Here is a 12096-nt window from a genome sequence, read left to right on the forward strand (position 1 = left end):
AATTGAATGGAACGATTAAAAGGTATACTTTTTATTATCACTGGAGCGATGTTGTGGGGAGCAACAGGACCTTTAATGGAATGGTTACTCAATCATACAGCATTGACAGTTTCTTTTATGTTGACAATTCGTCTATCGGTTGCAGGTATTTTTCTACTTACATACTTATTGTTAACAGGTAAAGATATTTTTAGCATATGGCAACAAAAATTTTGGAGTAGACAGCTTATAACCTTTGGTATTGTAGGAATGCTCGGTGTGCAATATGCTTTCGTTGGAGCGATAAATGAAAGTAATGCTGTATTAGCCACGTTACTACAATTTTTAGCGCCAATATTTGTTGTTGCTTATGTATCTCTTAGTTTAAAGAAATGGCCACCTAAATATCAAGTATTAGGTATTATAGGCACATTACTCGGTTTATTTCTACTACTAACGAACGCTTCTTTTGAATCTTTATTAGTTAGTAATAAAGCCTTATTGTGGGGAGTAGCAGTTGGATTAACGTTTGCTTTTTACACATTGTATCCCGCACGTCTGATGAAAGAGTGGAATGTGCTCCTTGTCGTAGGCTGGGGGATGCTAATCGGTGGTGTGACGTTAGGTATAGTAAGTCGTGTATGGCAATCCAATCAGTGGACGGTTTTTACAGATTTCAAAATTACAGGTTTAATGCTGGCGCTAATCGTTACGGGCACAGTTGCCTTCATTCTATTTTTAAGTAGCATGAAGTATATTACTGCTGTAGAGACAAGTATCTTATCAAGTATCGAACCGTTAACGGCGATGGTGATCTCAGTTATTGTATTTGGTACATCACTTGGATTGTGGCAATTAGTGGGAGTTTTCGTTATGCTTGTTTGTGTAACATGGCTATCAATCGCAGGAGAAAAGGCATAAAAATATTATTTGTATAGGTGTTTTTGACTAGATTTATAGAATACTAGTTCTTCTCAAACAAGGGGGAGAGAATGTGAAAGTAATTTTTTCGTATGTAAAACCTTATAAGTGGACAGCCGTTATTGCATTATGTTTGATGCTTATGGAATTATTCGTAGAGCTGATTCAACCGCTTATTATGGCCAAAATTATTGATGATGGTGTACGTGCTCAAAATCAACAGATGATTATACAATGGGGAGCCGTATTACTTATTTTATCTTTTATCGCCTTTTTAGCCGGTGTCATTAATTCATATTTTTCATCACATACTGCGCAAAGCTTTGCTTTTGATTTGCGTAACGCTTTGTTTGAAAAAATACAATCTTTTACATTGGCTACGTATCAAAAATTTTCTACAGCTTCGCTCATTACTCGGCTAACAAATGATGTCACACAAGTTCAAACAGTGTTGTTTATGAGCCTTCGTATTATGCTCCGAGCACCACTTGCTGTTGTGGGAAGCATTGTTATGGCATTTGTTGTCAATGCAAAACTAGCATTGTTTTTAGTTATTGGGGCACCAATCATTTTTCTTTTCCTGATTTTTATGGTTGCAAAAGGTGTGTCTTATTTTGGGAAAGTGCAAAAGCGTGTAGACCGATTAAATCGAGTGCTTCAAGAAAATTTACAAGCAATGCGCCTCGTGAAAGCTTATTTACGTGGAAAATATGAGGCTTCACGTTTTGAGCAGGTGGCATCACATTTGAAGGTGGATACTGTTAAAGCACTGCGCACGATGGAATATATTATGCCGGTCTTATTGTTCGTAATGAACATGAGTTTATTGGCAGTTCTTTGGTTTGGTACAAAGCAAGTTGCTACAGGGACAGCACCGCTTGGAGATATTGTAGCGATTGTCAACTATGCAATGCGTATCACAGGTTCGTTTTCAATGTTTGCTTTTATTATTATTTTTTATGCCCGTGCGAAAGCTTCAGCAGAACGCATGACAGAGGTGTTGGCTGTTGACAATGAAGTAGAAAGTACTTCGTCATCGATAGTGGGGGCATCTAGTGACCTGAAATTAGGGGAGCTGGTATTTCATAATGTCAGCTTCCAATACCCAGGTACAGATGCGACCGTCTTGTCCAACGTAAGTTTTCAAGTGAAGTCAGGTGAAAAATTAGCCATTATGGGGGCTACTGGTGCTGGTAAATCGACATTACTACAGCTTATTCCTCGTTTTTATGATGTGACAGAAGGACAGATATATGTCGAAGGAAAAGATGTTCAACAATGGGACTTGCAAGAACTACGCGACATTATAGGCTATGTTCCGCAGCAATCTTTATTATTTACAGGTAGTATTGCTGATAATGTACGTTGGGGGGATACGAAAGCGGAAATGGACGAAGTGTTAAATGCAACGATGCAGGCACAAATCCATGCATCTGTGGAAGACTTCCCGAGTGGTTATGATACGCGCGTTGGGCAAAAGGGAGTTAATTTATCAGGTGGTCAAAAACAAAGATTATCGATTGCGAGGGCACTATTAAGAAAAGGGCATATATTAATGCTTGATGATAGTACAAGTGCACTTGATGTTAAAACAGAGCAGGCACTATGGGATGCGCTTAGTGAAGAAAGTGCAACGATGCTCGTTGTCACACAAAAAATTCGTACGGCAAAAGGTGCAGATCATATTTTGTTAATAGACGAGGGTAAAGTGGTCGCCTATGGTTCACACGAAGACCTTTTGCAAACTTCTGAGCTCTATCAAAAAATCGCTATCTCCCAGCAGGAGGTGAAATAATGGGATTTTTCCAAAAACCTTTTGGCTATGAGCCGATTTTATCGAAAGAGGATGTAAAACAGGTTGTAAAGAAAAAGAAAGGGCCACGAGCAGCAGATTGGAAAAGTACATTATGGCGTCTATGGAAAATTGTCGATGAACAACGGATGTTATTAGTCATCGTACTATTCCTTGTTATGGTCAGCTCACTTTTGGCGCTATTAGGACCGTATATAGTCGGCAAAATAATTGATCTATATGTGATGCAAGGCGAGCTCAATGGACTAGGCAGTAAAATTACGCTGTTAATCGGAATTTATGTGCTTTTAGCTATCTCGTTATTTTTACAAAATTATTGGATGATTGGGATTGCCCAACAGACGATATATAGGCTGAGAACAAGTGTCTTTACTCATTTTCAAAAGTTACCTATCTCGTTTTTTGATAGACGGCAACATGGCGAGTTAATGAGTCGCATGACAAATGATATTGAAGCAGTTAGCTCTACTTTGAATAGTTCTTTTATACAGGTGTTTTCCAGCGTTTTAACGCTTGGGGGCACGCTTATTATCATGCTAAGCTTGAGCCCATTGTTAACGATCTTAACAATGACAATTATTCCAATTATGTTTTGGGCAATGCGCTGGATTACACGTCGAACTGCTCCGTTATTTAAAGAGCAACAATCAGCAATGGGAGCGCTCAATGGCATGATTGAAGAAACTATTTCTGGACAGCGAATTGTAAAGGCCTTTTCACAGGAAGAGCGTGTAAAGGCAGAATTTCGCGACAAAAGTTTACGTTTGAAAAGAACAGGCTTTTGGGCACAGACGTACTCTGGATATATACCAAAAGTCATGAACTTTTTAAATAATATGAGCTTTACGATTGTTGCTGGTATTGGTGGGGTGCTTGCACTTTACGGTCATGTATCAATAGGTGTAATTGTTATTTTTACAGAATATGCTCGCCAATTTACACGACCATTAAATGATTTGGCGAATCAGTTTAATACAGTACTCTCAGCTATTGCAGGAGCTGAGCGTGTATTTTCATTACTCGATGAACAGTCTGAAATGGAAATGTCTACTGCAAAGAATCATACATTAGTAGGACAGGTAACATTCAAACATGTGTTTTTTAAATATGATGTGGCACAGGAATCTTACACACTAAAAGATATTAACTTTACGGTTGAGCCAGGGCAGACGGTTGCTTTGGTAGGGGCAACTGGTGCAGGGAAAACAACGATTTTACAGTTAATTGCTAGATTTTATGAGGTGACGAAGGGCGAAGTGCTATTTGATGGTATAAATGTACAGCAAATTGAACGGCAAGCACTCCGTTCCCAAATGGACTTTGTATTACAGGACCCTTTTTTGTTTGAAACTACAGTAAGGGAAAATATACGTTATGGCCGTTTAGATGCTAGTGATGAGGAAGTTATAGAAGCGGCGCAGCTCGCTAATGCGCATGAATTTATTATGAAACTAAAGGATGGTTATGATACTGTTCTCAAAGCAGATGGTCGTGAAATTTCCCAAGGTCAAAAGCAATTATTATCCATTGCACGGGCACTAATTGCTAATCCGAAAATTTTATTGCTTGATGAGGCAACGAGTAGCATTGATACCGTAACAGAATTAGCAATCCAAGAGGCACTTGACCGACTGATGCAAGGACGCACAAGCTTTGTCATTGCACATCGATTAAATACTGTGCATAATGCAGATGTCATACTCGTTATGCAGAAGGGTGAGCTAGTTGAAGCAGGTTTACAGCAAGAATTAATTGAATCTGGGGGCATTTACGCCCAGATGCTAAGCGCCTCCGCATATCATTTAGAAGAGTAATGTTTGGAAGAACTATGGCGGTGGAAAAGAACCGCAAATTACTGGTAAACGAAAGTAGGATAAGTTTGATTGTAGAGCGATTTTTCTAGAAATCGCTCTTTTTTAATTGGAAGCACCTGCCAATAGTAATGGTTGTATAATAATTTATTGTAGAAATTTAGTACTTTTATTAATGTAATTTATTTGTATTAATGTTATAATAATTACAATAAATGTAATTATCCGATTTCTTAGGATGAGAAGCCATATAATGATTTATAACTAATAGCTTCTAGTAAATTTCATTTATTTTAAAGACCTATAGTAGTACAAATCTTTCTATTTATTCTGTATTGGAAGTAAAATTGCTGATTATTAGAAACGGGTATGATAATTTGTTGCCAGTTTATTTTCTTTCTTGCTACAATAGGGCAATAGTCTGATATAAGAACGGAGTAAACAATGAACATTTCAGTGATTACAGTGTCATTCCCTTTGGATGGGGAAACATTGAATGAATTAAAAATATTATGTGAAGAAGCAACTTTAAACGATTATCGTGTATATGAAACGATTATGAATATACCATCGGCAGGTTCTTTTGAATCGAAAGGTTTTATGGTGCTTGCTTATGAAGATGACAATGATGTATTAGTAGGTGCTGCAAGTGCCATTGATTTGATGGGGCTGCATACGTATGAATGGTCGTTAGTAGTGACACCAGCTTATCGCCAAAAAGGAATTGGAACAGCTTTAGTCAATGTGTTACAAGCTGGACTAGAAGAGCGAGGAGCAGAAGGTCAGTTAGCAGTTGTTATTGATGGCTCTCCTTACGGGCATACATTTATCGAAAAGTTTGGCTATTCATACAGTTTTTCAGAAGCAACATTGGAAACGAAAGCAGAGCCAGTTGAACTTCGAGATGATATTCAAATTGCCCCATACGCTGGGGAGCAGACTGAACTAATCGCTATATATAGTGATGCGTTTGGGGATTTGCCATCAGAATCGGAGGAGCTAATCGATTTTAATACGTCAACGCAAGGCCGAAAACTATGGGTGGCACATAAAGATGGTCACGTTGTAGGTACGGTGACCACAGCAGAAGAAAATGAAATTCAATGGGTGACAGCACTTGCAGTTCATCCTCAGTATCAAGGGCAAGGAATCGGTACAGCTTTATTATCCTTTTCAAAAGACTATGCTAGTAAACAAAGCGCTAAATTTGTTATGCTTGATGTAGAAATCGAGAATAGAAAAGCTCTTTCTGTTTATGAGAAGGCAGGCTTTATGAAAGCACAGCAACTAGACTATTATGTGAAAAATTAATGTAAAGAGAGGCTAGGACAAAACTAAAAAAATTTAAGGAACAGACGAAAGCTGTTCATAAATTTTTGCTATATGGAGACCTAGCTATTCTTGCTTTTGCAATTAAAAAAATTAGAAGTGTTCACTAGTTGTTGGTAGCGAAGGCGGTGACTCCAGCTCAGAACAGCACATAATGTTAGACGCGGGCATTCCGCGCGCAAGCAGAGGGTTGCGGCTTACTGTACTGAGCGGAAAGCACCGTCGTAGCGGACAACAACTGCATAGCAAAAAAGTGTTAGATTGATTAGGTTCAATCTAACACTTTTTCTCTTATGTCCCAGCCTTTTTATTGCTAAGAAGTTTAAGTTTCTGTTATATTCCTCTTTTTTATCATAAATGTGTACTATGCCCATATAGTATTAATAAGGATGAAGAAAGGGGGCGTTGTCATGCGTATGCCAGCATTGCCGAAAAAAAAGTCTCCTCCGAGGGAAGCACCTCGCTCATGGTGGAAGGTTGTGAAAGCTTATTTATCGAAAGGAAAGTTTTACAGATTACCACCGCGCCATAAATAGTTTTTACAGTATTTATTTAATCGATATGAATGAGCACGGCTATCCAACTGCTAAAATAGCATGTTAGGGACTGTATCCTACTGTGCTATTTTTTATTGTGTTATTTAATTTTCTAATAGAAATGCCTTTTTCGTAGGACCAATTAAATATAGCTCATGCATGGCACGAGTTAATGCCACATAAAGTAATTTTCTATCAATTTTCGAATCAAAGAAGGGCGTATCAAAGGCAGCAACAATGACAGCATCAAACTCAAGACCTTTTGCTAAATGGCTTGGTACAACAAGTAATACTTGCTGATTAATCGATTCATCTTCTGTGAGAAGTTGACAAGGAATCGCGTCATTCGTTAACGCCTGTTGCATTGATTTGGCTTCAGCCGTAGTTTTACAAATTAAGGCGATTGATTGGTGCCCGTTTGCTCTAATGGAAGCGAAAATTTCTCTAATTTGCTGCGTATTAAAGGAAGCTGCCTGTACAAATGTTGGAGCATCTCCATGACGGACTACAGGCTCAACTAATGGCAGTTGCTCATCCATTTGCATTAAAATTTTGTTAGCGACCTCCATAATTTCAATGGTTGTTCGGTAACTTTTTTGAAGTGTTCTAAAGCTAGCGCGGGGAAATAAATTTTGCACAGGCTCCCAAGCGGTTAGGGAACGATAGCTATGAATTCCTTGTGCTAAATCACCTACCATTGTAAACATATCCGTTTCTAGCCCTGCTTTTAGAGCGGCTAGCTGGAATAGACTGTAGTCCTGTACTTCATCGATAAAGACAACGCGCATTTTCCATTCATCTGCAATCCCTTTTAGCTTTGCTTGTAAATAATAGAGGGCAGCTAAATCTTCTAACATCCATTGCTCTTTAGCGTGTGCTTGTAAAAATTGTTGTTGTTCCATATAATGCCATTCTGGTGCGATTTCTGCTAATAGCTCAGCATTCGTTAGCAGCGTACGATAGACTGTTTTTACATTATATTTTGTAAAGCGGCGCATATAGACAGCAACGGTAGATTTTGCTTCCTTTTCAATGGCGGGTAAACGTTCATCGCGTTCATCGATAAATTTTGTAACAATGTGTTTTCGTTTCTCAGCATCACGAATACCATTAAGCGCTTTTCCAAGGGCTTCATCGTATTTTGCATGCAACGTATTTAAGACGGCTTGTTTCTTTTGCCGAACATGACTTGCAAGTACCTTTTTAATATGGGCTAACCGTTTTTCAATCGGCATATAAGAAAATTCATATAAGAATAATTTTTTTAAATGTGAAGCCCGCATTATACGATATTTTTCAATATAGACATCCTCGAATTGTTCAGCTATTTGCAATTCAATTTTTTGTAAATATCGTTCGATTATATCGCGATAATAAAGGGAGCCCTTCACTTCAGAAATCCAAGGAGTTGGCTGATCAGCACCGCCTATTACGAGTGATTCCAATTGTTCATTCGGATTGCGTAGCTTTAACTTTAGTTTTGTTGCGGCAAGGACATAGTCTGCAAATGTTGTTTGGCATATTTTATCAACACCAAGCTCTGGGAGGACATCTCCAATATAATCAATAAAAAGCTTATTCGGTGCTAAAATCATGAGCTGCTCAGGATTAAAATGTTCGCCCATCGTATAGAGGAAGTACGAGATACGGTGTAAAGCAATCGTTGTTTTCCCACTACCGGCAGCACCTTGGACAATAATTGGCTGACGCAGATGAGCGCGTATTATATCGTTTTGTTCTTTTTGAATAGTAGAGACGATTTCTGTTAAGCGTACATCTGCTTTTCCTGCCAATGCTTCTTGTAGTAATTCATCATTTGTTGTTAAGTCAATATCCCGAATATCGAGCAATACGCCATCTTCAATTTTATATTGTCGTTTGGCAAATAAATGTCCTTTATGAACTTCTCCGCGAACATCATATTCCATATCACCAAGACGGCCGTCGTAATAGACATTTGCTACAGGCGAACGCCAATCGACAATAATAGGTTCATGTGTTTCACGATGAAATAAGGATGTTTTTCCGATATACAAAAACTCTTCAGGATCGCCCGTTTTTTGAAAGTGAATGCGGGCAAAGTAAGGCTTTTTTTGTACAGCCTCTAAACCTTCTTTTTGATTGCGAGCCATTTCAAAAAAACGAGCATTTGTTAAAATGTTTAAATAACTTAAACTTGAATCTAGATAATCTAAATCCGCCATAGACTTTCGTATATTTTCTTGTGCAGATTGCAGGTCTCGTTGCGATTCATTTAAAATCTGTTGCATATAATTTTGCGTGTATGCAAGGCGCTCTAACTCAGCCTGAAAATCCGGGTGTTGTGCAGTCATTTTTAGCACCTCCTAAGTACTTACAATTTTAAGTAGATTCTCATACTACTATACAAAATTTTACCTATCAAGTGTAAACGTTCTATTTAGCTTATTGTTATACTATGAAGTAAAGAGTAGAAGGAGGTTTTGCATTTGGATTTATTTGCCCATCGTGGCGTTTCAGCTCATTATCCCGAAAATACAAAAGCCGCTTTTTATGCAGCATCTAAGCTACCAATTGCAGGTATTGAATTGGATGTTCATGTCACCGCAGATGGTGAGCTTGTAGTGATTCATGATGAAACAATTGACCGAACATCTAATGGTTCTGGTTATGTAAAAGATTTTACACTTCAGCAACTGCGTGCATATGATTATGGTTCGTGGTTTGCAGCACAATTTCAAGGTGAAAGTATTCCTACATTAGGTGAAGTTTTAGAGATTTTTGTCGCTACACACCATCGTATCAATATTGAGTTAAAAACGGATGTCTTTCCTTACGAAGGAATTGAGGCGCTTGTATTAAAGGAAATAGCGACGCACCAAATGACGGAGAGGGTCATTATTTCTTCCTTTAACCATGAATCGCTTCAAACTGTATATCAGATGGCGCCATACATTGAAACGGCTGCCTTATTTGCGGAGGTTTTAGTCGATTTTACAACCTATACAGCAACCATTCCTGCTAATGCGATTCATGTTAGTTTACCTACTGCATTTAGGAAACCTATAGCAACAGCACTAGAGAAAGAGGCAACCGTGCGTGTTTACACCGTTAATGACGTTAAGTATGCACAGCAATTGCAACAGCTCGGCATACAAGCCCTATTTACAGATGACCCAGAAGCTATACTAGATGGAATCAATAAAGATTAACAAAGTTACCCTTTGCTGAACGACAACTAATGACTCCAAAGGAAACAAAAAAATTCGCGACACTCTTTTATCGATGGCGAAAAGAGGGCGAATTTTTTTGTGTTTTAGGTTGAAATGGGAAATAGTTATTACCATTTTGCTTGATGTTCTTCGATACATCCTAGCATTTGCTTAATAACTAATGTTTCACCATTAGCTAATAAAATCGTTCCATCATAATAACCAAACATTTGATGTACTTCTGATTTAACAAGTTTTGCGTTAGTTGCGGCAACCCGTTCGAAAAATGGAGAGAATGTTAGAGATACTTGATTTGAAAATTTTGTTTTGACTGTCCATCGTTGCATATAATCCTCTCGATCATAAGTGAACAGCAAATCTTCGTGTATTTTTGTCATCTTCCCATCCACAAAAACAGCATTTTCAGTCATGCCAGTACCATCTGTCCATTTACCACCTAAGTTGAGCCCGATGCGTCTACCTCGAACACGTTGAGATGCCATGCCCCAATTCCAAGTGGCTTCCCGTGGCCAAACACCACGTCCATAATCAAGTACAGCAAAGCTTTCTTCAGGGGTAAACGTAAAGTGGCGATTGCCGATGATTACTTCTCCTGAAGTAGGAAGAATATGATGCTTTCCTGTAAATTGAAATGTCCTACGATTCCAAGGAATGACGACATTTAACGATTCGTCTGAAGGTGGATGCTGAATAATTAAATTGGCACGCAAGGCATCGCCATCAAAAGTAGGGATTGAAACAGATAAATGTGTTTCGTTTTGAATATAGGTCATATCAATTGTCATTTCACTATTCGTGAAAGATACCGATTCCAGTACATGTGTTGGCATTTTGAGCTTGCCACCGAGTGGAATTGTTATTGTTTTTTCAAAATAGCGCTGAGTTTCATATTCAAGGAAATACACGAAGCACACAGCTGCGTAATCGAGATGACTAATCGTTGCGGAGAATAAAATCTCATCGCCATAGATGCACCAATAGTTCCATTTCTTTTTACGCATGATATGTCCGCTTAAATTGCTATTTATGAGAGGTTTTCGTGCAAATCCAATAGCAGCTGGATTTAAATTCCCTTTTTTATCGCATAAAAGAGTAGGCTGTAAAATTTCTTTCTCAGCATGCTGCTTCACATTCAACATCCCTTCTGTTCGTAAAATAAAAAAATTGCCAATTTGTTTAATCTTATTGTAGCAAAAACTATCTTGAAATTGGAAAAGATAGCGCCTAATGTGACCGCTTTCAGCAATTTTGCGTTGAATCGCCTAATTAATAGAACCAACGATGGAGTCATATGATGGACATAAGGAGGGGGAGCGTGGCCAAAATGTATAACAGACAGGCAGCTGTACAATATGCGAATTTATGGTGGAATAGTCGTAATCCGGCATTTCCGAATTTTGATGTCGATTGTACGAATTATATTTCACAGTGCTTACTTGCTGGAGGAGCACCGATGCGAGGGGCACCAAATAGGGAAAGAGGCTGGTGGATTCAGCAAGGAAACTGGAGCTTTAGCTGGTCCGTGGCACATTCTCTAAGATGGTATTTAGAGGGCTCAAAAACGGGTTTAAAGGCAACACGCGTGCAAACGGCAGAACAATTAGACATTGGGGACGTTATATTTTATGATTTTCAAGGAGATGGCAGAATTGATCATTCGGTCATTGTTACGAGTATTCAAAATGGAATTCCCTATGTCAATGCACATACATCAGATAGTATTAATAGGGCTTATTTTTATCAGGATTCTACGGCGTATACCCCAAATATGACCTATTATTTTTATCATATAGATGATAGTTTTGCTTAGAGTGTTAGCAGTTTTAAAGCTCATCATTTTATGATAATGTTGGAGATAGAAATGAAGAATAATGATATATACTACTATTATTAGAAGGAGATAGAAAAAAATGAGCGAACAATTTTTATCGGTAAGAGATGCAATTATAAATCGCCGTTCAATTAAGAAGTTTAATGGGCAATTGGTGAAACGTGATGATTTACTGGGCATTGTTGACGATGCTGTCTGGGCACCGAACCATGGTAATCGTGAACCGTGGCGTTTAGTTATTGCTTGCGATGATGATTTAGTTGCACTACATCAGCTATTACGAGAGCTAGCTGTTCCAAAATGGCAGGAGCTTTCGAGTGAAGATTTAGCGAAGCAAATGGCAAAATTCACATTGCCTGGTGGCTATGCATTTGTTATTGTGCCAGAGGATGCACGTCAAAAAGAGCGTTTAGAAGATTACGCAGCAGCGAGTATTTTTATTCAAAATATCCAGCTGTTAGCTTGGGATAAAGGTATTGGCTCTTGCTGGAAAACACCAGGCTTCTTAGATAATCCTAAATTCCGTGAAGCATTAAAAGTACAGCCAGGTGAACGTGTAATAGCGATGTTACAGGTCGGTTATTTTGATGAAGTACCAAAAGGTAAAGAACGAAAAACATCAGCACAGTTTGTAACGAATTTTGGTGAATAAATAAATGAAAAA

At 38.4% G+C, this 12096-nt stretch carries 9 protein-coding genes; 7 read left to right on the plus strand and 2 right to left on the minus strand.

Translation table 11 applies throughout. From position 1 onward, the window contains the following. Positions 1-6 precede the first annotated feature (6 nt). From LO754_RS01775 to LO754_RS01790, 4 genes are all read left to right on the plus strand, one after another. Positions 7-900: a DMT family transporter gene (locus LO754_RS01775; protein WP_024362764.1), complete on the plus strand. Its 894-nt coding sequence runs from the start codon at positions 7-9 to the stop codon at positions 898-900. A 73-nt stretch (positions 901-973) separates the two neighbouring features. Beyond that, a complete protein-coding gene (locus LO754_RS01780; RefSeq protein WP_024362765.1) occupies positions 974-2695 on the plus strand; it encodes an ABC transporter ATP-binding protein in 1722 nt (573 codons plus the stop codon). Next, complete coding sequence (locus tag LO754_RS01785; protein WP_231785466.1) at positions 2695-4527, plus strand: ABC transporter ATP-binding protein; 1833 nt, start codon at positions 2695-2697, stop codon at positions 4525-4527. The genes LO754_RS01780 and LO754_RS01785 overlap by 1 nt, the downstream gene beginning before the upstream one ends. 441 nt (positions 4528-4968) lie before the next feature. Further along, complete coding sequence (locus tag LO754_RS01790; RefSeq protein ID WP_231785467.1) at positions 4969-5835, plus strand: GNAT family N-acetyltransferase; 867 nt, start codon at positions 4969-4971, stop codon at positions 5833-5835. Between the two features lie 658 nt (positions 5836-6493). Here the strand turns inward: LO754_RS01790 and helD are convergent. Beyond that, a complete protein-coding gene (gene helD / locus LO754_RS01795; RefSeq protein WP_024362768.1) occupies positions 6494-8722 on the minus strand; it encodes an RNA polymerase recycling motor HelD in 2229 nt (742 codons plus the stop codon). A 135-nt stretch (positions 8723-8857) separates the two neighbouring features. Between helD and LO754_RS01800 the strand changes: the two genes are divergently transcribed. Further along, on the plus strand, positions 8858-9580 hold the full coding sequence (locus LO754_RS01800; RefSeq protein WP_024362769.1) for a glycerophosphodiester phosphodiesterase: 723 nt from the start codon (positions 8858-8860) through the stop codon (positions 9578-9580). A gap of 128 nt (positions 9581-9708) precedes the next feature. On the opposite strand, the gene LO754_RS01805 is transcribed toward LO754_RS01800, so the two are convergent. Next, on the minus strand, positions 9709-10731 hold the full coding sequence (locus LO754_RS01805) for a DUF2804 domain-containing protein (protein ID WP_024362770.1): 1023 nt from the start codon (positions 10729-10731) through the stop codon (positions 9709-9711). A gap of 185 nt (positions 10732-10916) precedes the next feature. Here LO754_RS01805 and LO754_RS01810 point away from each other — a divergent pair, with 185 nt between their 5' ends. Further along, positions 10917-11411 carry an amidase domain-containing protein gene (locus LO754_RS01810; protein WP_024362771.1) on the plus strand — a complete coding sequence of 165 codons (495 nt, stop codon included), beginning with the start codon at positions 10917-10919 and terminating at the stop codon, positions 11409-11411. A gap of 100 nt (positions 11412-11511) precedes the next feature. After that, a complete protein-coding gene (locus tag LO754_RS01815; protein WP_024362772.1) occupies positions 11512-12084 on the plus strand; it encodes a nitroreductase family protein in 573 nt (190 codons plus the stop codon). Positions 12085-12096 lie beyond the last annotated feature (12 nt).

The organism is Lysinibacillus sp. GJ-1 (genome assembly GCF_021166035.1).
Lineage (GTDB): Bacteria > Bacillota > Bacilli > Bacillales_A > Planococcaceae > Lysinibacillus > Lysinibacillus sphaericus.